The sequence below is a fragment of the Actinoplanes solisilvae genome, from assembly GCF_003999975.1.
Lineage (GTDB): Bacteria > Actinomycetota > Actinomycetes > Mycobacteriales > Micromonosporaceae > Actinoplanes > Actinoplanes solisilvae.
This window is the reverse complement of record NZ_RJAC01000013.1, coordinates 16976-38925: the sequence shown is the minus strand read 5'-3', so window position 1 is coordinate 38925 and position 21950 is coordinate 16976. Positions and strand designations below refer to the sequence as shown.

17 protein-coding genes are annotated in these 21950 nt (G+C 71.4%); 9 read left to right on the top strand and 8 right to left on the bottom strand.

Annotation, left to right across the window (positions count from 1 at the left end; translation table 11 throughout):
• Positions 1–116: 116 nt before the first annotated feature.
• From EER30_RS27990 to EER30_RS27970, 5 genes are all read left to right on the top strand, one after another.
• On the top strand, positions 117–1298 hold the full coding sequence (locus EER30_RS27990) for an alginate lyase family protein (protein WP_127503611.1): 1182 nt from the start codon (positions 117–119) through the stop codon (positions 1296–1298).
• Positions 1299–1308: 10 nt separating this feature from the next.
• On the top strand, positions 1309–3456 hold the full coding sequence (locus EER30_RS27985) for an RICIN domain-containing protein (protein WP_127503610.1): 2148 nt from the start codon (positions 1309–1311) through the stop codon (positions 3454–3456).
• A 253-nt stretch (positions 3457–3709) separates the two neighbouring features.
• Positions 3710–5131: a hypothetical protein gene (locus tag EER30_RS27980; protein WP_127503608.1), complete on the top strand. Its 1422-nt coding sequence runs from the start codon at positions 3710–3712 to the stop codon at positions 5129–5131.
• A 65-nt stretch (positions 5132–5196) separates the two neighbouring features.
• The gene (locus EER30_RS27975; RefSeq protein ID WP_127503606.1) at positions 5197–5988 is read left to right on the top strand and encodes an FAD binding domain-containing protein; all 792 of its coding nucleotides are present in this window, start codon (positions 5197–5199) and stop codon (positions 5986–5988) included.
• The gene (locus tag EER30_RS27970; RefSeq protein ID WP_127503605.1) at positions 5985–8603 is read left to right on the top strand and encodes a molybdopterin-dependent oxidoreductase; all 2619 of its coding nucleotides are present in this window, start codon (positions 5985–5987) and stop codon (positions 8601–8603) included. Before EER30_RS27975 ends, EER30_RS27970 begins: the two co-directional genes overlap by 4 nt.
• On the opposite strand, the gene EER30_RS27965 is transcribed toward EER30_RS27970, so the two are convergent.
• Genes EER30_RS27965 through EER30_RS27955 form a run of 3 tightly spaced genes read right to left on the bottom strand, consistent with a single transcriptional unit; the run spans position 8548 to position 13847 of the window.
• Entirely contained in the window at positions 8548–10458 is a 1911-nt protein-coding gene (locus EER30_RS27965; RefSeq protein WP_127503604.1) for an ATP-binding protein, read from the bottom strand. The genes EER30_RS27970 and EER30_RS27965 overlap by 56 nt on opposite strands.
• Positions 10455–11744, bottom strand: coding sequence for a sensor histidine kinase (locus EER30_RS27960; RefSeq protein WP_127503602.1), 1290 nt, complete (start codon positions 11742–11744; stop codon positions 10455–10457). The genes EER30_RS27965 and EER30_RS27960 overlap by 4 nt, the downstream gene beginning before the upstream one ends.
• Positions 11745–11792: 48 nt before the next feature.
• Positions 11793–13847: a transglycosylase domain-containing protein gene (locus EER30_RS27955; RefSeq protein ID WP_127503601.1), complete on the bottom strand. Its 2055-nt coding sequence runs from the start codon at positions 13845–13847 to the stop codon at positions 11793–11795.
• Positions 13848–14238: 391 nt separating this feature from the next.
• Between EER30_RS27955 and EER30_RS27950 the strand changes: the two genes are divergently transcribed.
• Complete coding sequence (locus EER30_RS27950) at positions 14239–14877, top strand: DUF6230 family protein (protein WP_127503600.1); 639 nt, start codon at positions 14239–14241, stop codon at positions 14875–14877.
• 87 nt (positions 14878–14964) lie between these two features.
• Entirely contained in the window at positions 14965–16578 is a 1614-nt protein-coding gene (locus EER30_RS47345; RefSeq protein WP_164842504.1) for a DUF6114 domain-containing protein, read from the top strand.
• Here the strand turns inward: EER30_RS47345 and EER30_RS27935 are convergent.
• The gene (locus tag EER30_RS27935) at positions 16567–16950 is read right to left on the bottom strand and encodes a DnaJ family domain-containing protein (protein WP_127503598.1); all 384 of its coding nucleotides are present in this window, start codon (positions 16948–16950) and stop codon (positions 16567–16569) included. The two genes, EER30_RS47345 and EER30_RS27935, sit on opposite strands and share 12 nt — an antisense overlap.
• 78 nt (positions 16951–17028) lie before the next feature.
• Here EER30_RS27935 and EER30_RS27930 point away from each other — a divergent pair, with 78 nt between their 5' ends.
• Positions 17029–17298 carry a DUF2277 domain-containing protein gene (locus EER30_RS27930; protein WP_127503779.1) on the top strand — a complete coding sequence of 90 codons (270 nt, stop codon included), beginning with the start codon at positions 17029–17031 and terminating at the stop codon, positions 17296–17298.
• Positions 17299–17306: 8 nt separating this feature from the next.
• Here the strand turns inward: EER30_RS27930 and EER30_RS27925 are convergent, their stop codons facing one another.
• The 4 genes from EER30_RS27925 to EER30_RS27910 all read right to left on the bottom strand — a co-directional run bounded on the left by EER30_RS27925 (position 17307) and on the right by EER30_RS27910 (position 21155).
• A complete protein-coding gene (locus EER30_RS27925; protein WP_240670341.1) occupies positions 17307–18077 on the bottom strand; it encodes a GntR family transcriptional regulator in 771 nt (256 codons plus the stop codon).
• Positions 17998–18819, bottom strand: coding sequence for a tryptophan synthase subunit alpha (gene trpA / locus EER30_RS27920; protein WP_127503597.1), 822 nt, complete (start codon positions 18817–18819; stop codon positions 17998–18000). The genes EER30_RS27925 and trpA overlap by 80 nt, the downstream gene beginning before the upstream one ends.
• A complete protein-coding gene (gene trpB, locus EER30_RS27915) occupies positions 18816–19955 on the bottom strand; it encodes a tryptophan synthase subunit beta (protein WP_127503777.1) in 1140 nt (379 codons plus the stop codon). Before trpB ends, trpA begins: the two co-directional genes overlap by 4 nt.
• Before the next feature lie 87 nt (positions 19956–20042).
• Complete coding sequence (locus tag EER30_RS27910; protein ID WP_127503596.1) at positions 20043–21155, bottom strand: LolA family protein; 1113 nt, start codon at positions 21153–21155, stop codon at positions 20043–20045.
• Between the two features lie 103 nt (positions 21156–21258).
• Here EER30_RS27910 and EER30_RS27905 point away from each other — a divergent pair, with 103 nt between their 5' ends.
• Complete coding sequence (locus tag EER30_RS27905; protein ID WP_127503595.1) at positions 21259–21918, top strand: response regulator transcription factor; 660 nt, start codon at positions 21259–21261, stop codon at positions 21916–21918.
• Positions 21919–21950: the final 32 nt, after the last annotated feature.

Genomic DNA, 21950 nt, shown 5'->3' with positions numbered 1-21950 from the left:
GAGAAACTTAAGTCGGTCAATATGTGCTTGACCGGGATCTCTCGACGTGGGAACTGTTAAGTCACTTTCCGGTTTCCCTCTCCCCGCTCATCCCCAACATCCCCCGGGAGATCCCCATGCGCAGACGCGCGCTCCTGGCGGCCTTCATGGCATTGATGGCTGCCACCGCCTCCGCCACCTTCGGCCTCCGCCCGTCGGCCGCCGAAGCCGCCCCCGCCACCTTCACCCACCCCGGCGTCCTCGTCAGCCGTCCCCAGCTCGACTTCGTCAAGGGCAAAGTCAGCTCCGGGGCCCAGCCGTGGACCGCCGCCTACAACCAGATGGTCGCGAGCCGGTACGCGTCGTTGTCGCGCACGCCGGCCCCGCGCGCCACCGTCGAGTGCGGCTCGTACTCCAACCCCAACAACGGATGCACCGACGAGCGTGAGGACGCGATCGCGGCGTACACCGACGCGCTGATCTGGTACATCAGCGGCAACGCGGCGTACGCGCAGAAGTCGATCGCGCTGATGGACGCGTGGTCGGCCACCATCCGGTCGCACACCAACAGCAACGCCCCGCTGCAGACCGGCTGGGCCGGCTCGGTGTGGCCGCGCGCCGCCGAGATCATCAAATACACGTATTCGAGCTGGCCCAACCAGGCCCGGTTCGCCACCATGCTGCGCGATGTCTACCTCCCGGTCGTCATCCCGGGCAGCAGCAGCAACGGCAACTGGGAGCTGTCCATGATGGAGGCCGCCGTCGGCATCTCCGTCTTCCTCGAGGACAGGGCGAGCTACGACCGGGCGATCACCCGCTTCAAGGCCCGCGCCGCGGCGTACATCTACATCGCGGCCGACGGCGCCCAGCCGAAATATCCGCCGGTCGGGGGCGTCGACACCCGGGCCGAGCTGATCAGCTACTGGCAGGGGCAGAGCACCTTCGTCGACGGGCTGTCGCAGGAGACGTGCCGCGACTTCACCCACACCGGTTACGGCATCTCGGCCATCGGCCACATCGCCGAGACGACCCGCATCCAGGGTGAGGACCTGTGGCCGTCGCTGTCCGAGCGCATGCGTCACGCGCTCGGCTTCCACACCAAGTTCGAGAACGGCACCGCCGTGCCCTCGAACATCTGCGGCGGCTCCGTGGTCAAAGGGCTCGGCCCGGTGACCGAGGTCGCCTACAACGCGCTGGCCAACCGGCTCGGCATCGCGATGACCAACAGCCGCACCTACACCGAATCGCGCCGCCCGCAAGGGACGAACAACCTGTTCGTCGCCTGGGAGACGCTCACCCATGCCAGCAACCCGGCGTAAGGCGAGGACGATGAGACGAGTTCTGACGGCCGCGATCATCGGCCTCACCACGATCGGCATGGGCCTCGTCGGGATGACGAGCGCGCAGGCCGCCACGACGGGCACGGTGGTCAGCTCGGCCAACGGCAAGTGCCTCGACGTGACCAACGGCAGCACCGCCAACGGCAACCAGCCCCAGATGTGGGCCTGCAACAACGGCCCCAACCAGACCTGGACGTTCGCCGACGACGGCTCGGTGCGCGGCCTCGGCAAGTGCCTCGACGTGGCCAACGGCGCCACCAACGACGGCGCGGTCGTGCACCTGTGGGACTGCTTCGCCGGCCTGACCAGCCAGCAGTGGACGCTCAACGCCGCCAAGGACCTGGTCAACGTCAAGGCCGGAAAGTGCCTCGACATCAAGGACAACAACCTGGCCGACGGCGCGAAACTGCAGCTCTGGTCGTGCGGCGGCGGCGCCAACCAGAAGTGGACCCACTCGGGTGGTCCGACCATCCCGCCGAACCCGAACAACCCCGACCTCGGCCCGAACGTGACGATCTTCGACCCGTCGATGTCGTCGGCCACCATCCAGAGCCGGCTCAACCAGGTCTTCAACCAGCAGGTGGAAAACCAGTTCGGCACCGCGCGGTACGCGTTGCTGTTCAAGCCGGGCAGCTACAACAACGACGTCAACGTCGGGTTCTTCACCCAGGTCGCCGGGCTCGGCCTCAGCCCCGACCAGGTCAACATCAACGGCCACGTGCACGTCGAGGCCGACTGGTGGCACGACGGCTCGCAGAACGCGACGCAGAACTTCTGGCGCTCCGCCGAGGGTCTGAGCGTCACCCCGCCCGACGGGCTCGACCGCTGGGCCGTCTCGCAGGCCGCGCCCTACCGCCGCATGCACGTGCGCGGCAACCTGGCGCTGTCGGACGGCGGCTGGTCGTCCGGCGGCTTCATCGCCGACTCCAAGATCGACGGGCAGATCCAGTCGGGCAGCCAGCAGCAGTTCCTCACCCGCAACTCGCAGATGGGCAGCTGGAACGGCTCGAACTGGAACCAGGTCTTCGTGGGCTCGCCGGGCGCGCCGGCACAGAGCTTCCCGAACCCGCCCTACACGACGATCGGCTCCACCCCGCTGGTCGCCGAGAAGCCCTACCTGTACGTCGACAACGCCGGGGCCTACCAGGTCTTCGTGCCCGCCCTGCGCAGCAACACGTCCGGCACCACGTGGGCCAACGGCAACCCGGCGGGCAGTTCGCTGCCGATCAGCACGTTCTACGTCGTCAAGCCCGGTGACACCGCGTCGACGATCAACGCGGCCCTCGCGTCGGGCAAGAACCTGCTGGTCACCCCGGGCGTCTACAACCTCAACCAGACGCTCAACGTCACCCGGGCCGACACCGTGATCCTCGGTCTGGGGCTGGCGACCTTCGTCCCGCTCGGCGGCATCAACGCCATGAACGTCGCCGACGTGGACGGGGTACGCCTGGCCGGGGTGCTCTTCGACGCGGGCACCACCAACTCGAACACGCTGCTGCAGGTCGGTCCGTCGAACTCGTCGGCGTCGCACGCGGCCAACCCGACCGTGCTCTCCGACGTCTTCGTCCGGGTCGGCGGGTCGATCGCGGGCAAGGCCACGGTGAGCGTCGAGATCAACAGCGACAACGTCATCGGCGACCACCTGTGGATCTGGCGGGCCGACCACGGCAACGACGGCACCTGGGGCTGGACCCAGAACCCGGGCCGCAACGGGCTGATCGTCAACGGCGACAACGTGACGATGTACGGGCTGTTCGTCGAGCACTACCAGCAGCACCAGACGATCTGGAACGGCAACGGCGGGCGAACGTACTTCTACCAGAACGAGATGCCCTACGACCCGCCGAACCAGGCCGCCTGGATGAACGGGTCGACGCGGGGCTGGGCCGCCTACAAGGTCGCCGACGCGGTCAACACGCACGAGGCGTGGGGGCTGGGCAGCTACTGCTTCTTCAACGTCAACCCGTCGGTGGTGGCGGCGCGGGCGTTCGAGGTGCCGGTCAAGTCGGGCGTGCGGTTCCGCGACATGGTCACGGTCTCGCTCGGCGGCGTCGGCACCATCACCAACGTCATCAACACGACCGGCGCCACGGTGAACAGCGGCCACCAGGTGACCAGCATCGTGAGCGGCCCGTAAGCGGGCAGCCTGCGGGAAGCGGCCCGTAAGCGGGCAGCCTGCGCGGGAAGTGGCCCGTGAGCGGGCGGCCCGCGGGAAGCGGCCCGTAAGCGGGCAGCCTGCGCGGGAAGTGGCCCGTGAGCGGGCGGCCCGCGGGAAGCGGCTCGTAGCGGCGGCCGGTCGTCGGGGACCCTGAGCGGTTCTCGGCGGCCGGCCGTTGTTCGTCTGCGCGATTTCGCCTCCTGGGTCCGGTCGTGTCGCGGACGATTAGGGCATGCGTGTCCTGTTGCGGGTGGAGACGGCGGTGCCGGCCGCCGGGCTGGTCACGTTCCTGCTGCTCTTCGGGCTGTTCGGAGGCCCCTCCGACCCGGCTCCGGCCGCGCGCTGGGTCGGCCTGGGAGTGCTGCTGGCCCCGGCGATCATGGTTTACGCGCACCGGGCGGCGGCGGCGTGGGCCGCGATGCTCGGCGCGGTGCTGTGGACGCCGCTCGCCACCGGGCTGGGCGCCGTCGCGGCCGTCTGGGCCTACGCCGGGGTGGCCATCCTGGTCGCCCGGCTCGACCGGACGCCGCCGCCGCTGCCCGTGCCGCACCGTCGCCCGCCGGCCCCGTACGCCCTCCCCCACGTCGCCGCCCCCGCCGAGGTCGCCGGCTTCGCGCTGCTGCTCGCGGCCGCCTCCGGAGTCGCCTGGGTCGCCGTGGACGACGCCGCCGTGCCCTACCTGGCCGCCACCGTCGCCGCCTTCGCCCTCGGCTGCGCCCTGCTGGCCCGCGCCGTCCGCCACCAGGCCGCCCTGCGCCACCTCTTCCTCGCGCCCCAGCCCGTCCACGCCGTGCGCGCCGTCGAGCAGGAGGGCTACGTCCACGTCCTGCTCCCCGCCGAGGACGGCCGCACCGCCCTCGAGTTCGCCTTCGACGTCGCCGAACCCGAACCCCGCCACGACGAGGACGACGTGCACACCGAGGCCGCCGTCCTCTACGGCGTTCCGCGGCCCGGCGCCTGGTGCGTGCTCGAGGTCGGCGACCGCCTGCACGTCCCGGTCGGTCCGGTAGGCGAGGTCGTCGAGGTCCCCTACGACGTGGTCGAAGGCCTGCCCCGCGAGATCGAGGACGACGAGGAGCAGCTCGTCGACCCCGACGCGCTGCGTCCGGCCGACCGCGACGCCGGCGCGTTCCACGCCCGTGAGCACCGCATCTCGCCGCGCCGCGCGTGGATCGCCACCGTCGCGATCGGCTTCGGCGCCGCCCTGGCCGCCGGCGAACTGGCCCATCTCGTCGGCCTGCCCCTGCTCGCCCCGGTCGCCGTGGCCGCCGCGGCCGGGTACGAGTTCGGCTGGCGTTCGCAGCTGCGCCCCCGTCTGCGCTGGCACGCGGGCGGTATCGCCGCGATCGGCTTCCGGGGCCGCAACCGGGAGCCGTGGGCCACCGACAGCGCGATCGTGCACGACGACTCGGGCACGGTCGTGCTGACCGCGGGCGAGGCCGTGCTCAACGTGCCCGTTCCCGCGCCCTGGCCGTCGCGGGCCCACCAGCGCAGCGCCGACCAGCTCGTGGCCGCCCTGCGCGACACCCGCCTGCGCGCGCTCTCGCTCAGCCCGCTGCCCCCGCCACCCGAGCTCGACGTGCCCCGCCGCCCGGTGCTGCTGTTCGCCGTCTGGGCCGCGACGGTCGCAGCCACAACCGCGATCCTCGGATAAAGCCAGCCCGCGATCCTCGGATGGAACGTGAGTGATCGGTAACACAATCCGAGTAGCGTGCTTACGTGGATCTGAACACCGTCGCCGAAGTGATCAGCCCGGCTGAGGTTGGTCAGTGGCGGCCGGGCGACGCGTGGCTCGGCGGCGGGACGGCCCTGTTCGGCGAGCCCCGTCCGCACCTGACCCGGCTGCTCGACCTGACCACCGCGGGCTGGCCCGCGCTCACGCCGCACGACGACGGCCTGGAGATCGCCGCCACCTGCACGATCGCCGAGCTCGCGGCCAGCGGTCACGACATCGCCGAGAAGTGCTGCCACGCCTTCCTGGCCTCCTTCAAGATCTGGAACGTGGCGACCGTCGGCGGCAACCTGTGCGCCGCGCTGCCGGCCGGGCCGATGATCGCGCTCGGGGCCGCGCTCGACGGCACCGCGCTGTTGCAGAGCCCCGGTGCCGAGCGTGTCGTCCGGGTCGCCGATTTCGTGACCGGCGAGGGCACGTCGGTGCTGCGCGAGGGCGAGTTGCTGCGCTCGATGCATCTGCCGGCGGCGGCGCTGCGCGCGGTCACGGCGTACCGCCAGGGCTCTCTGCACGCGCACGGCCGCTCCGGCGTGTTGATCATCGGGAGGCGAGGCGACGGCCAGGACGACAAGGGCCTCGTGCTGACCGTGACCGCCGCGACCAAGCGCCCCTTCGTGCTGCGCTTTCCTCAGCCGCCGAGCGCCGAGCTGCTGCAGGTCGCGTTGACCGAGCGCATCCCCGATCAGGCCTACGTCGACGACGTTCACGGTCTTCCGGCCTGGCGGCGGCAGCTCACCCGGCGTTACGCCGAGGAGGTCCGCACGGAGCTGATGTCATGATCATCAACGGTGTCCCGCACGACCGCGCGCCCCGTCCGGGCCAGTGCCTGCGCACCTACCTGCGCGAGGAGGGCTGCTTCGGCGTCAAGAAGGGCTGCGACACCGGCGACTGCGGCGCCTGCACCGTGCACGTCGACGGGCTGCCCGTGCACTCGTGCGTCTATCCGGCCTTCCGCGCGGCCGCCCGCGACGTCACCACCATCGAGGGCCTGGCCGGCGACGACGGTCTGCACCCCGTGCAACAGCGATTCCTGGACGCCCAGGGTTTCCAGTGCGGTTTCTGCACGGCCGGCCTGATCATGACGACCGCCGCGCTCACCGACGACCAGCGCGAAGACCTCTCCCGCGCCCTCAAGGGCAACCTCTGCCGGTGTACGGGTTACCGCGCGATCGCCGACGCGGTGGCGGGTGTGGTCAACGTGGCCGAACCGGTGCCGGGCGCGGCGGTCGGTGCCAGCCTCGGCGCCCCGGCCGGTCCCGAGGTGGTCACCGGTACGGCCCGCTACACGTTCGACGAGGACGTGCCCGGCGTCCTGCACCTGAAGGTCCTGCGCTCGCCGCACGCGCACGCCCGCGTCCTGGCCGTGCGCACCGAGGCCGCGCTCGCCATCCCGGGCGTCGAGCTGGTGCTCACCCACGCCGACGCGCCCGAGCGCCGGTTCTCCACGGCCCAGCACGAGCACGCGTCCGAGGATCCGGCCGACACCCGGGTGCTCGACGACGTGGTCCGCTTCGCCGGGCAGCGGGTGGCCGCAGTCGTCGCGACCAGCGAGGCGGCCGCCGAGGCGGGGTGCCGCGCGCTCGCCGTCGACTACGAGGTGCTGCCCGCGGTTCTCACGCCCGAGTCGGCGATGGCCGACGGTGCCCCGCGGCTGCACGACGGGGCCGAGCGCAACGTGGTCGCCGAGCTGCACGACGGTTTCGGCGACGTCCACAAAGGTTTCGGCGAGGCCGACGTCGTCTACGAGGAGACGTTCCGGACCCCGCGCGTGCAGCACGCGAGCCTGGAGACGCACGGCGCGGTCGGCCGGCTCGACGAGGACGGCCGCCTGGTCATCCGCACGAGCACGCAGACCCCGTTCCTGACCCGGCGGGCCCTGGCCGTGCTCTTCGACCTGCCCGAGGACCGCGTGCGGGTGCTCACCGGGCGGGTCGGCGGCGGCTTCGGCGGCAAGCAGGAGATGCTGGTCGAAGACCTGGTCGCACTGGCCGTGCTGCGGTTGCGGCGCCCGGTGCGGCACGAGTTCACCCGGGCCGAGCAGTTCACGTCGGCCACCACCCGGCACCCGTTCACGGTCACCGTCAAGGCCGGGGCACGCGCCGACGGCACCCTGACCGCGCTGAGCCTGCGGGTCGTCTCCGAGACCGGGGCGTACGGGAATCACGGCCCCGCCGTCATGTTCCACGCCTGCCACGAGTCGGTGGCCCTCTACCGCTGCCCGAACATGCGCACGGACGCGTGGGCCGTCTACACCAACACCGTCCCGGCCGGCGCCTTCCGGGGGTACGGGCTGGGGCAGGTCTCGTTCGCGGTGGAGTCGGCGCTCGACGAGCTGGCCCGCCGCCTGAACCTCGACCCGATCGCGCTGCGCGAGCGGAACGTCGTACGGCCGGGTGATCATTTGACGGCGCCCGGCGATCACGCCGACGACCTGACGATCGCGTCCTACGGTCTCGACCAGTGCCTCGCTCATCTGCGGCAGGCCGCCGCCGAACCGAAGCCCGCGATGGACGGCTGGCAGGTCGGCGACGGGATGGCGATCACGATGATCGCGGCCGGTCCGCCGGGCGGCCACTACGCGGACGCGACCGCCACCCTGCTGCCCGACGGCCGGTTCGACATCGCGGTCGGCACCGCCGAGTTCGGCAACGGCAGCACGACCGTGCACACCCAGATCGCCGCCGACGCGCTCGGCACGACCCCCGACCGGATCGTCGTGCGGCAGTCCGACACCGACGTCGTACGGCATGACACCGGCGCTTTCGCGTCGACCGGCGTGGTCGTGGCCGGCCAGGCCGTGCTGCACGCGTCGCGAAGCCTGCACGCCGTGCTGCGCGCCGAAGCGGGCGGGCGCGAGCTGACCGAGACCGTGCTGAAGGAAATGGCCGCCCGCCGACGGTTCAGCGCCGAGGGCCACTGGGGCGGCAGCCCGCGATCGGTCGCGTTCAACGCGCAGTGGTTCCGGGTCGCCGTCGACCCCGGCACCGGCGAGCTGCAAATCCTGCGCAGCGTGCACAGCGCCGACGCGGGCACGGTGATGAACCCGCTGCAGTGCCGCGGGCAGATCGAGGGCGGCGTGGCCCAGGCGCTCGGCGCGACCCTGGCCGAGCACGTCGACGTCGGCCCGGACGGTCAGGTCACCACGACCGGTTTCCGCCAGTACCACCTGCCGACCTTCGCGGACGTGCCGCGTACGGAGGTGTTGTTCGCCGCCACCGACGACGCGATCGGGCCGCTGGGGGCGAAGTCGATGAGCGAGAGCCCGTTCAACCCGGTCGCGCCCGCGCTGGCCAACGCGATCCGCGACGCGACCGGCGTACGCCTGACCGATCTGCCTCTCACCCGTGACCGGATCTGGTCGGCTCTGCGGCGGGCCGGTTCCGCTTCTCCGTGATCAGGGGCAGCGTCATCGTGAACGTGCTGCCCCGGCCCAGCTCGGAACGCACGGTCACGGTGCCGCCGTGGTCGGCGACGATGTTGCGCACGATCGCCAGGCCGAGCCCGTTGCCCTGCACGGCCTGATCCATCGCGTTCGCCGCCCGGTGGAACGGCGTGAACAGGCCGGGGACGTCGTCGGCGGGGATGCCGATGCCGGTGTCCGAGACGGTGACGACGGCGCGCTCGCCGGTGCAGTCGAGCCGGCACTCGAGCCGCCCTCCGGGTGCGGTGAACTTGACGGAGTTGTCGAGCAGATTGCGTACGGCCCGTTCGAGCTGGACGGCGTCGCCGCGAACCCAGCCCGGCTCGGCCACGAGTTCGCACTTCAGGCCCTTGGCCCGCGCCGCGATCCCGAGCGCGGCGTGCGCCTGACCGACCAGCCGGGCGAGGTCGACCGGCACCTGCTGAGGGCCCGGCCGTTCGTGGGAGCGGTCGAGCAGCAGCAGGTCGGCGACAGTCGCCTCGAGCCGGTGGGCGTTGCGCTGGATCGCCCCGACGCCGCGGCGCTGCGCCGGCGACAGTCCGTCGGTCCTCTCCTCGTCGTCGGCGAGCATCTCGCTGAAGCCCAGAATGCTGGTCAGCGGCGTGCGCAGCTCGTGGGTGACGGTGGCGACGAAGACGTTCTTCTGCTCGTCGAGCACCCGCAGCTCGTTGATCAGCCGGGCCTGGCGCAGCCGCAACCGTTCCTGGTGGGCCGCGTGGTCGATCTCGCGGGCCAGCCCGATCAGCAGCCGGCGCTCCTCCTCGGCCCAGGCCCGACCCTCGTCGCGCACCACGCAGATCAGCCCGGGTGGACAGCCCGCGTCGCCGCTGAGCGGGATGACGAGGCCGCCCGGCAGTCCGGCCGGTTCCAGCGAGCCGCCCGGCGCGCACGAACGGGCCTGCTCGGCGATCGCCGGGTCGAGCGGTGGCGCGGTCTCGGGCCAGGTCACCTCGATCGGCCGGCCGGTGTCGTGCGGCTCGGCCCGTTCCTGAAGCTGCTGGGTGACCTCCTGGCGCAGCTCACCGCGGCTCACCCGGGCCTGCTCGGCGCTGATCAGACGCTCGGTCTCGGCGGCCAGGTCGTTGAGGGTGCCGGCCACCGCGCGCAGCTCGCCCGGCCCGGCGGGCATCACGCGGGCGGACAGGTCGCCGTCGGCCAGCCGGCGCAGGGTGCGGCGGATGTGTTCGAGCGGCACGAGCAGGTGCCGCTGGTGCAGCATGGCCAGGCCGAGCCCGGCCGCGACGACCAGGGTGGCGAGGCCGGCGAAGAGCAGGGTGGCGAGCTGGGCGCCGTCGCGTTCCTGGTCTCCGAGGCGCTGCTCGTAGCTCTCGACCGCGGCGAAGACGTCGGCGTTGGCGGTCCGCAGGCGGTCGAACAGGTCTTTGCCGCGCAGTGCCCGCCCGGGGTCGGCGTCGATCGTCCCGGCGTTGACGATCGGGATGGCGTAGCCGTAGAGCCAGCCCTCGGCCGCCTGCCGCTCGGCGTTCAGCAGCCGGGCGGTCTCGGCGTCCAGCGGGTCGGCGGCCATGCGGTCCATGGCGCTGAACGCGCCGGCCCGGCCACTGCCGTACGGCTCGAGGAAGGTTTGATCGCCGGTGAGCTGGAAGCCGCGGACCCCGGTCTCGGCGTCGGTCAGGTACTGCAGGACGGCGTGGTTGGTGGAGCGGGCCACCTCGATGCGTTGCGTGAAACGCTCGTGCTGCAGCCGCTGGCGTTCGGTGACGGCGAAGTGCGCGACGATCAGCGTGAGGAGGAGCAGGAGCAGCCCGGTGAAGCCACCCGCGACGCGGTACTTCAGCCTCGTGAACGCGAACCGCTCGAAGATCATGAGGCGGCCGCTACCCGCTCGGCGTCCGGCAGGGTGAAGACCACCGTGGTGCCGCCGCCGGGCGTCTCGGTGGCGTAGATCCGCCCGCCGTGGCGGTCGACGATTCGCTGGCAGGTCGACAGCCCGACCCCGTAGCCCTTGCCCGCGGCCGGGTCGACCTGGGCGAACATCTCGAAGACCCGGTCCCGCTGGGCCCGCGGGATGCCGGTGCCGTTGTCGGCCACCGCGATCCGCCACTGGTCGCCGTCGCGTTCCGCGCTGACCTCGACGCGGCACGGCCGGTCACCGCGGCGGTATTTGAACGAGTTGCCGAGCAGGTTCTGCAGCAGCTGGCGGATCAGGGTCGGGTCGGCCTCGACGACCGGCAGGCCGGGCGCCACGTCGACGGTCGCGCCGTCGATGCTGCCGCGCAGGTCGTTGAGGGCCTGCTCGGTCAGCTCGCCGAGCCGGGCGGGCTCGGCCCGCAGCGGGGCCTGACCGGCGCGGGCATAGCTGAGCAGCGAGGTGATCAGCCGGTGCATGCGCCCGATCGCCCGGATGGCCGAACCGATCCAGCGCTCGGCCTGCTCGTCGTCGCGGCCGAGCTGTTCCTCCAGCAGCTCCAGATAGCCGTTGACCACGGTCAGCGGGGCGGCCAGGTCGTGGCTGACGACGCCCGCGAACTGCTCCAGCTCGTGGTTGGAGCGGCGCAGCTCGGCGATGGTGGTGGCCCGTTCGGCATGGGCCCGGCCGAGGTCGGCGTGCGCCCGTTCGAGCTGTTCGTGCTGCTCGCGCACCTCGGTGGCCAGCTCGCCGTTGGCCCGGGCCTGCCGGCGGCGCTCGAACAGGGCCACGATCACCGTGGCCAGGTCACCGAGGCGGTCGATCTGCTCGGCGGTCAGCTCGTGCCGCTCGGTGTGGAAGAGGCAGAGCGAGCCCAGGGCGTACCCCTGGGGTGTGACCAGCGGCGCCGAGAGGTAGAACCGCACGCTGCCGAGCAGGCCGGTGACCCAGGGGTTGAAGGCGTACGCCGCGTCGAGGCTGGCGTCGGGCAGGTAGGTGACGTCGCCGCGCTGGAACCCGACGGCGCACATCGAGTCGGAGCGGGCCGTGTCGCCGCCCTCGAAACCGGTGGTGGTGAGCTGGCACTGCCGGTTCTCGTCGATCAGATTCAGCGTCGCGAACGGCACACCCGCCACCGTCGCGGCCACCCGCACCACGGCTTCCAGTTCGTCACCGGCCGGCGTGTCCAGCACGTCGTACTCATGCAGGGCGGCCAGACGTCGCTGCTCGTGGGCGGCGGTCACACGGTTAATGTCGGCAGAAAACCCCCTGAGGCTGAGAAAACACCCGATTCACCTCCCGTACGCGGCCCCGTCGCTCGGTGGCGTGAACCGCCCGCCGCCGTCCGCGACCCGCAAAGTGCGGCCGACCGCCGTCACGACCCGGGCCTCGACCGCGCTGCCGACCAGGTCGGAGGGGTTGACCGGGTCGTTGGCGATGCCCGCCGCGACGGCCGTCGGGGTGAAGCCGACGAAGGTCTCGGTGCGGCTGTCCTCGGTGGTGCCCGTCTTGCCGGCCACGTCGCGCCCGCCGAAGAGACCGGCGATCTGCTCGGCGGTGCCGCCGTTGCACGTGCCCGCGCTGCTCTGCTGACCGACCGGGCAGCGGGCGGCGTCGGTCGCGGCCCGAGCGATCTCGGGGTCGAGCACCTGCTTGCAGTTCTCGGCCACGGGCACCCGCTTGCCGTCGGGGCCGGTGATCGAGGCGACCGGCAGCGGCGCGCAGTATTTCCCCTCGGCCGCCACGGTCGCGTAGGCCGAGGCCAGTTCGAGCGGGGTCGTATCGATAACGCCGAGGGTGAACGACCCCCACGAGTCCGGGTTCCCGGCCAGTCGAGCGTCGGCCGGGTTGCTGAAGCTGACGCCGAGCCGCTTGGCCATGGCGACCACGGCGGCCGGGCCGACCTGCTCCTCGAGGTGCACGAAGTAAGTGTTCACGGACCGTCCGAACGCGTCCCACATGGTGCGCTGCCCGTCCATCCAGGCCGGGTTGGCGTTGCCCGGGCAGTATTTGCCGTCGCAGTTGCCGGGGCCGTCGTCGGGCCACTCGGTGACCAGTTTCGCGGGCGAGTCGAACCCGGTGTTCAACGGCATCCCGGCCTCGAGCGCGGCCAGCATCGTGAACATCTTGAACGTCGAGCCGGACGGGTAGCCGTTCACGCCCGCACCACCGCTGACCAGCGGGTTGACCGTGTCAGTGGTCTTCTTGGCCACGCCGTAGTGCCGGTTCACGGCGAGCGCGAGCACCTTGCCGGTGCCGGGCTGGACGACGGCGATCGGCAGGGTCTTGCGGTTCGTCAGCCCGTAGACCTCGCGGGACTGCTTGGCCGCGGCCTTCTGCACGGCCGGGTCGAGCGTGGTGACGATCGAGTAGCCGCCGCGCCGCAGGGCGTCGGCCCGCTCGGCCGGCGTGGCGCCGAACTGCGGCTGGGCGTCCCACCAGCGCTGGAAATAGTCGCAGAAGAAGCCGTCCTCGCCGCTGGCGTCGACGCAGCCGTTGGGCTGGACGCGACCCGAGAAGGTGAGCTTCTCGGCGGCGGCCGCCCGGCGCTGCGCCTCGGTGATCTTGCCGGCCTTGACCAGCGCGCCGAGCACGTAGAGCTGGCGCTCGCGAGCCTTGGCCCGGTCGCCGCCGATCGGGTTGTCGGCCTCGGGCGACTGCACGATGCCGGCGATCAGGGCCGCCTGCGCGAGGTCGAGCCGGGCCGGGTCGGCGCCGAAGATGTGGCGGGCGGCGGCCTCGATGCCGTACGCCCCGTCGCCGAAGTAGACGACGTTGAGGTAGTTCCGCAGGATCTGCGCCTTGCTGAGCCGGTTCTCGAGCTCCACGGCGTACTGGATCTCGCGCAGTTTGCGGCCCGGCGTGTCCTGGGTGGCCTCGGCGCGCTCGGCCGCCGTGAGGTTCGGGTCTTCCTTCAGGACGTTGCGCACGAGCTGCATGGTCAGCGTCGACGCGCCCTGCTCGGCGCTGCCGCTGCCCGCGTCCTTGACCAGCGCGCGGGCCACCCCCTTGAGGTCGACGCCGCCGTGGTCGTAGAAGCGCGTGTCCTCGGCCGCCACGATCGCGTCGCGCATGACCGGCGCGATCTGATCGAGCGTGACGTCGTGCCGGTCCTCGTCGTAGAACGTGGTGATCAGCGTCTTGCCGTCGTTCGCGTAGATGCGGGTCAGCTGGGCGGCCGGCGGGTCGAGCAACTGGGCGGGCAGTTCGGCGCGCTGCTTCTCGTTCCAGTGCGCGCCGGCCATCAGCACCGCCCCGACCGGGATCGCGGACACCCCGACCAGGGCTCCGACCAGCACTAATACGCCACCGAGGCGACCGAGGGCGCGCCTGCTGCTGGAGATCATCGAGGGGGTCCTCCGTGCTTTTCCGCTGTCTTCGATCAAGTCGTTAACACCGATTCCTGAAAGCAACCTGGGTTTCGTTACCGATCCGTAATCTTTTGCCCGCCCTATACACGTGGTGACCGTCACATCGATCCGTTCGTCCGAATTACGACCGTATCGGCGTTGATCACTGCCTCGACTTCACGGAGAGTCATGAAGATCAAGTGACGTGGGTTACTGACTAGTAGCCAAGGCCCTTGTACCGGCGCGGCCTGCGCGGCAACATTTCCCGCACGTTAAGCGACGGCATCGACGGACCTCACTAGCAGCGGTTGATCGGCAAGTGCTCCCGTCGATGCCATCCGTGAGGTGCGGCCAGTCGCCGCCGTCTTTCCACCACATAGGAGGATCCGTGAAGGATGCGCAAGGCGATCCGGCGTACGGACGCACCAACTGGCGTCGCTTCGCCGTAGCGCTGGGTGTGCCCACCGTGGTCGCCGGAGGACTGGTTGTCGCCCTGGCCACCGGCGCCCTGGCCGCCAGCTTCTCGGTGTCGGGCACCCAGTTCAAGCTGACGGCCGACCGGCTCGTCGGTGAGGGCTTCACCCAGTACAGCAAGACGCTGCCGACCGAGAAGGTGCAGCCCAGCACCGGCCAGAAGTACGTCGTGGCCGCCATGTCGGGCATCGGGTCGGCCGACATCTACAAGCTCTGCCAGTCGGTGGCGGCCGGACCGGTCATTCTGCGGATCGAGGCCGGCACCGACCCGAACAAGCCGGCCGAGGCCGAGGACCTGCTGATCGGCATGTCCGAGCTGAGCGGCGACGCCACGTTCTCGGACATCAACATCGGCCAGGACGCGTCCACCCTCGACGCGGACGGTGGCGAGGAGCACGGCGAGATCGGCGGGTTCGGCCAGCAGGCCGACAAGGTGACGATCGTCGGGCTCAAGCAGAAGGCGTACATGACCTCGGCGTCGACCTTCAAGCTGACCGGGATGAGCCTCAAGCTCTACATCGGCGACAGCAGCAAAGAGTGCTACCAGGGCTGATCCTGACGCCTCGGGGGCTCGCGGACGGCAATCCGCGGGCCCCATCCACGTTCTCATCGATTTTCTCGGGTTTGGAAGGCGACACAGGTGGCTCAGGACAGCTTCAGAAGCGAGTTCCGGCGTTGGCGGCGCAAGCGGCCGTTCTGGGGCGGCTTCTTCCTCGTGCTGGCGGCCGTCGAGCTGCTCTACAGCGCCAACATGAATCTGGGGAACCTGGAGGTCCACCTCGGACCGCAGGGCTTCCTGTCCTACCTGCTGCCGCTGTTGCTGCTGCTCTGCGGTCTGCTGAGCTGGTTCACCCCGGCGCAGCGCATCTTCTACGGCATCATCGCGCTGCTCACCGCTCTCTACACCTTCGTCGGGCTCAACCTGGGCGGCTTCTTCCTCGGCATGCTCTTCGGCATCATCGGCGGCGCGCTGGTGATCGCGTGGGGGCCGCCGAGGATCAAGCAGGCGCCCTCCCCGGCCGCGGAGGACAAGGACGACGATCCCTCCTCGGCGGCGACGCCCGAGCGTGAGACCGTCGAGATCGCCGGGCACGGCGACCGGCCGGCGCGCGACAGCGACACGGCATTCATCCCGGGCCTGGGCACCACGGCCCCGCGGCCCGCCGGGCCCGGCCCGGCGGAGGAGCCCCCGGCCCCGCGTGAAGGGCTGCACAAGAACCCGCGGGCGCTCACCGCCGCCCTGCTGCTGGTCATCGTGACCGGCAGCCTGCTGGTGGCCGGGAGCGGCCGGCCGGCCAGCGCCGTCGACTGTCCCGAGGGGCTTCCGTCCCGTTCCTCGGTGACCAGTTCGGCGCCGGCCTCGGTCCCCGCGTCCTCGCCGGAAACCCCGGCCGGCGAGGACGCGGAACCGACCCTGAAACCGCCGGTCGGCGACCCTACGGGGGCCAAGCCGCCGGCGGGCCCCACCTCCTCCGCGTCGGCCTCGGCCGGCGCGGGGGACGGGGCGGGCTCCGAGGAGGGCGCCGGCGACGGTGACGTGCTCGACGGCATCGGCGACCTCATCGACGGCGTGGGCAACCTGCTCGGCATCGGCGACGAGTCGCCCTCACCGAGCACGTCGCCGTCGCCGTCGGCGACCTCGGCTCCGGCCTCCCCGACTTCGGCCCCGCCGGGTTCCGGCCCAGCCGCACCCTCGGCCACTTCGCCGTCGGCGGCCTCGTCCTCCTCGTCGTCGAAGCCGGCCTCCTCCGCTGCCTCGGCCTCGCCCTCGGCCGAGGAGATCCCGTGCCTCGGACCCCGGGTGATGGGCAAGGTGGCCGACCCCGACGGCATCCCGCGGGTCGCCGACAAGCCCGGGCTGATGCAGGTCGACTCGCTGACCATGTACAACTCGACCTATCACGGCGTGGTCGACATGCCGACGGCCAAGGGCAGCTACAAGGCCCTGAAGTTCAGCATGGACAAGGCCGTGAACAAGCCGTTCACGCTGACCATCGACGAGCCCGGCGACGCCTGGACGATCATCAAGAGCAACGAGCTGGTCACCGACGGGCGGGTGCGGTTCTACACGTCCGAGATGAAGGGCAAGCTCTTCGGCGTGATCCCGGTGACCTTCACCCCCGACAAGCCGCCGCCGCTGACCCTGCCGGTGCTCTGGTTCACCGACGTGACGATCAAACTGTCCTTCGTCCGCTGCGACACGCTGACCGCCGACCCGCTGAACATCCGCGAGACCTACGGCTCAACCCCCTGACCTCCACCTCGACACGACAAGGTCAACGTCAAAAGGCGGGAGTACGACGGGAGGGCCGTCCATCAGGCCCACCCGGGCCCGGCGGATCCGCTCGTTGAGGCCGGTCACGTAGTCGCGCACCTCACGTTCGGTGCGCAGCCGGCCGACCTTCTCGTCGAGGTCCTCGGTCTCGCGGCGCAGGGCCAGCGTGGGCGGGATGACGCCGGCGGCGGCGCCCTCGCGCTCCAGCCAGTCCTTCACCCACCAGTCGTCGTCGTACTCCTGGCCGTGGTCGGGCAACGGCTTGCCCAGGCCCTCGAGATTGTCGAACTCGCCCCGCTCGGCCGCTTCCCGGAGCTGCCGGTCGATGGACGACTCGTACCAGTGCGCCATGCGTCAATCGTAGATTCGTCGTACCGGCGCGATAGCTTGGCAAGCGTCCGGTCCCCGCTCGCCTCGGAGGTCACCGCCGTGTGCCGCAACATCCACCAGCTGCACAATTTCGAGCCGCCCGCCACGGGCGACGAGATCCAGGCCGCCGCTCTGCAATACGTGCGCAAGGTCGCCGGCAGCACCCGCCCGTCCCAGGCCAACCAGGCCGCCTTCGACCGCGCGGTCGCCGCCGTGGCCGAGGCCACCGCCGAGCTCCTGGCCGAGCTGGTCACCACCGCCCCGCCCAAGAACCGCGAGGAAGAGGCGGCCAAGGCCCGCGCCCGGGCCGAGAAGCGCTACGCCAACTGACCCAGCGGTCAGGGCAGCTGCACCCACTGCATCGACAGGCCGCTGACCTCGCGCTCGGTGCGCACCTCCATCATCGTGCTGAGGATCGTGGCACGGTCGGCGACCAGTGCGCTGTCGTCGAGGCCGAAGGTGACCCGCTCCGACTGGAAGACTGGCGTGCCCGGCGGCTGGCGCAGCAGCGCGGCGGTCGTCTCGTCGAGCAGGCCGGGGCGCAGCGACTCGCTGGCCCGGTGCACGACGATCCCGTGCTCGGCGAGCGCGGCATAGAGCGAGACCCCGCTCAGGTCGGTCCTGGCCAGCTCGGTGCCGCGGATCCACGAGACCTGGTGCACCGCGGGATGGCCGGCCAGCAGGCGGATCCGCTCGAGCCGCACGGCGGGCAGCCGGTTGCCGAAGTGGGCCTGCACCCATGACGGCGGCGGCGACACCGTCTGGCCGAGAATCTGGGTCGCCACCAGCCGCCCTTGAGCGCTCAGGTCCTCGGCGAAGCCGCGCAGCGAGTCGAGCCGGTAGGCGGCGCGCGGCTCGGCCACGAAGGTGCCCCGGCCCGGCTGCTGCGACAGCAGCCCGTCCGCTTCGAGCTGCTGCAACGCCTGCCGCAGCGTCGCCAGGGTCACCCCGTACCGGGCACTCAGCTCTTTCTGCGGGGGCAGCGCCGAGCCCGGCGTCAGCTCCCCGCCGCGGATCTTGCTGCTCAGGTCAGCCGCGATGACCTGATACTTCGGCGTACGCGGTCCGGTCAGCGGAGTCCTCCTGGTCGCAACGGTCGAGAGCGGCACGCAGGCTCGCGACCTCGGCCCCCAGGTCGTGTGGCGTGGCTCCGTCCAGCACCCTACGCATCAACGCCGAACCCACCACAACTCCGTCCCCGGCGCGTCCCGCCTCGGCGACCTGCGCGGCCCCCGAGACCCCGAACCCCACGAGCACCGGCAGACGCCCGTCCGGGTTCGCTCGCTGCTGAGCGGTCCTGATGCGGGCGGTGAGGGCGGCGGCGGACGACGCGAGGGCGTCGCGCTCGCCGGTCGTGCCCATGCGGCTGATCGCGTAGACGTAGCCGCGGCTGCGCGACACGATCTCGGCCAGCCGGTCGTCCGGGGTGACCGGCGCGACCAGCAGCGTCAGCTCGACCCCGGCCGCCTCGGCCGCCCGCGACACCTCGCCGGCCTCGTCGAGGGGCAGGTCGGGCACGATCAGCCCGCGAATGCCCGCGTCGGCGAGCTCCCGGCAGAAGACCGCGGGCCCCGGCCGGTAGACCAGGTTGGCATAGGTGAAGGCGATCAACGGCACCCGCAGCCGATCGCGCACGCCGCGCACGTCACGCAGGATCGACGCCACGGTTGCACCACGCGCGAGCGCCCGGTCGGACGACTCCTGAATGGTGACACCGTCGAGCATCGGATCGGAGAACGGCAGCCCGATCTCGACCGCGTCGGCCCCGGCCTCCTGCACGGCGAGCAGGTAGTCGAGCCAGTTCTCGGTGACGCCCGCGGTGAGGTAGGGAACGAGCAGCTTGGCGGTCATGCGACGGCTCCCAGGGTGGCCATGTCCTTGTCGCCGCGGCCCGAGAGGGTCAGGATCACGCGGGAGCCGGTGGGCAGCAGCGGGGTACCGGCCTCGCGCAGCACCCAGGCGACCGCGTGGGCCGACTCGAGGGCGCAGATGATGCCCTCGGCGCGGGCGAGGCGGCGTACGGCCGAGATCACCTCGGTGTCGGAGACGGTGAAGTATTCCGCGCGGCCGACCGCGCCCAGGTGGGCGTGCTCGGGGCCGATGCCGGGATAGTCGAGCCCGGCGGCGATCGACTCGGCCTCGGCGACCTGGCCCTCCGCGTCCTGCAGCACCATCGAGCGGGCGCCGTGCACCACGCCGGGCCGTCCCGCGGTCATCGCCGCGCCGCCCGCGGCCTCGACGCCGACCAGGCGGGCCGGGGTGTCGACGAAGCCGGCGAACGTGCCGGCCGAGTTGGAGCCGCCGCCGACGCAGGCCACGACCACGTCGGGCACGTACGGGCTCTGGCGGCGGGCCTCGTCACCGATGACCCGCTGAAGCTCGCGGACCATCCACGGGTAGGGGTGGGGGCCTCCGACCGAGCCGAGCAGGAAGTGGGCGTCGCCGACGTCGGCCACCCAGGCGCGCATGGCCTCGTTGGTGGCGTCCTTCAGCGTACGGCTGCCGGTCGTGACGGGGACGACCGTGGCGCCGAGCGTGGTCATGCGCAGGACGTTGAGCTGCTGGCGCTCGATGTCGCGCTCGCCCATGTAGACGGTCGCCTCGAGGCCGAGCAGCGCCGCCGCCGTGGCCGTGGCGACGCCGTGCTGCCCCGCGCCGGTCTCGGCGATGAGGCGGCTCTTGCCCATGCGGCGGGCCAGCAGCGCCTGGCCGAGCACGTTGTTGATTTTGTGGGAGCCGGTGTGGGCCAGGTCTTCGCGCTTGAGCAGCAGCTCGATGCCGAGGTCGGCCGAGAGCGTGCGGGCCGGGGTGAGCGGCGTGGGGCGGCCGGCGTAGACGGCGAGCAGGTCGTCGAGCTCGGCGCGGAAATCGGGGTCGGCCCAGGCCGCCGCGAACGCCGAGGCGAGCGCCCCGCAGGCCGGGACCAGGGACTCGGGAACGAACCGGCCGCCGAAGTCGCCGAAGCGACCGGCGACCGGGACGGACATCAAAGCAGACACCACGGCCTCCAAAGTTATAGAACTCCCGACCGAGTGTTACACAACCCGGTCGGGAGTTCTATAACTGTTGGCGTGTTACTTCTTGGCCGCCTCCGCGTAGAGCGCCTCCGGCGAGACCGCTCCGCCGAGCACCCGGCCGTCATCGGTGATCAGCACGCTGAACAGGGAACCGGCGAAGATCCGGCCCTTGCCCCAGGTGCCGCTCGCCTCGGGCAGCATGCCCAGTACACCGTCGATCTGCTTGCCTTCCTCACCCGAGGCCTTGGGCAGCTTTGCCGTCACGATCGACGCCCAGCCCTCCCCGACGACCTTCGGACCCTCGCCCGGCTTGGCGGCGGAGCCGGCGACCGGCGGCTTGTGGGCCTCGGCCTTCTTCTCCGCGCCCTTCTCGAGCTCGGCGAGGTTCGACTCCGTCACCTTCGTACCCGGCGGCGGGTTGAAGGCGAACTGCTGAGCGTCGGGCTTGTCGAAGCTGATCTGCTGGAACGCCACCCGCACGGCCGGGCTCGTGGCGTTCTTGGCGTAGACGTCGACCCGCAGCGGGATGTGCTGCTCCGCGTCGACCGCCAGCCGCACCTGGCCGATCAGCGACTCCTTGGCCCGCGGGCTGAGCACCAGCTCGTAGGCGTCGCGCCCGGCCACCTTGGCCGCGCCCGTCGTGCTCACCTGGGTGGTGTCGTCGATCGCCGCCAGCGCCGCGTCGGCCGCCTCCTGCGGGGTCGACGGCACGCCGCCGGGCAGCGCCTGCGGCTTCTCACCCTTACCGGCCGGCACCTTCACGTGCGTGGCGGCCTTGTCCTTCTCCTGCCAGATCCAGACGTCGTTACCGTTGCGGATGACGTCGGTCTCGCCGTCGGTGCCCAGCAGCGCCAGCCGCGCCTTGTCCTCACCGGCGTACCAGACCCGCGCGGTGTTGCTGCCCGCGATGAGGCTGGTGAGCGGGTTGCCGGTGGTGAGCCCGGAGATCTGCGGCAGACCCAGATCGGCGCTCTGCACGATGGTGCCGGACAGCCCGTCGACCTTGGCGTTCTGCAGATCGACCAGCAGTTGAGCCGCGCTGCGCTCGGGCAGCGAGGGGTCGGCGCTCGCCACGATCGTCCCCGCGATCGCGCCGCCACCGATGACGACCACCGCCGCAGCCGACGGCACGAGCCAGCGCAGCGCCGGCCTTGACCTGAACACGGACACGATGTCCACCTCCCGTTGATCTGTCACAAGAGTGCGGCATCACCGCTGTGACCGGGCTGAGAGCCGCCCCTAGGGGTTGCCCTTAGCGTGCAAAAGTATTGGAGTGCGTTTGCTGGTGGTGGAGGACGAAGCGCGGCTCGCCGCGGCGCTGCAGCGTGGTCTGCAGGCCGAGGGTTTCGCGGTCGACGTGTCCGGTGACGGGCAGGACGGGCTCGAGATGGCCCGGCACGGCGGGTACGACGCGATGATCCTCGACGTCATGCTGCCCCGGCTCAGCGGTTACCGCGTGGTGCGCCAGCTGCGCGCCGAGTCGAACTGGGTGCCGGTGCTGATGCTGTCGGCCAAGGACGGCGAGTACGACCAGGCCGACGGTCTCGACTGCGGCGCCGACGACTACCTGACCAAGCCCTTCTCGTACGTCGTTCTGCTCGCCCGGCTGCGTGCGCTGCTGCGCCGCGGGGTGCACGAGCGGCCCGTCGTGCTGCGCCACGGCGACGTCGAGCTCGACCCGGCCGAGCGGCGGGTCACGGTCGCCGGCACCGAGGTGACGCTCACGGCGCGCGAGTTCGCCCTGCTCGAATACCTGATGCGCCGCCCCGGCGAGGTGGTCAGCAAGATCGAGCTGCTCGACCACGTGTGGGACGCGGCGATCGAGACCGCGCCGAACGCCGTCGAGGTCTACGTCGGCTACGTCCGCCGCAAGATCGGACGCGAGCGGCTCGAGACGGTGCGCGGCGCGGGCTACCGGCTGGCGGCGCTCTAGGTGGTGCGGCCCCGGGAGATCAGCCTGCGGGC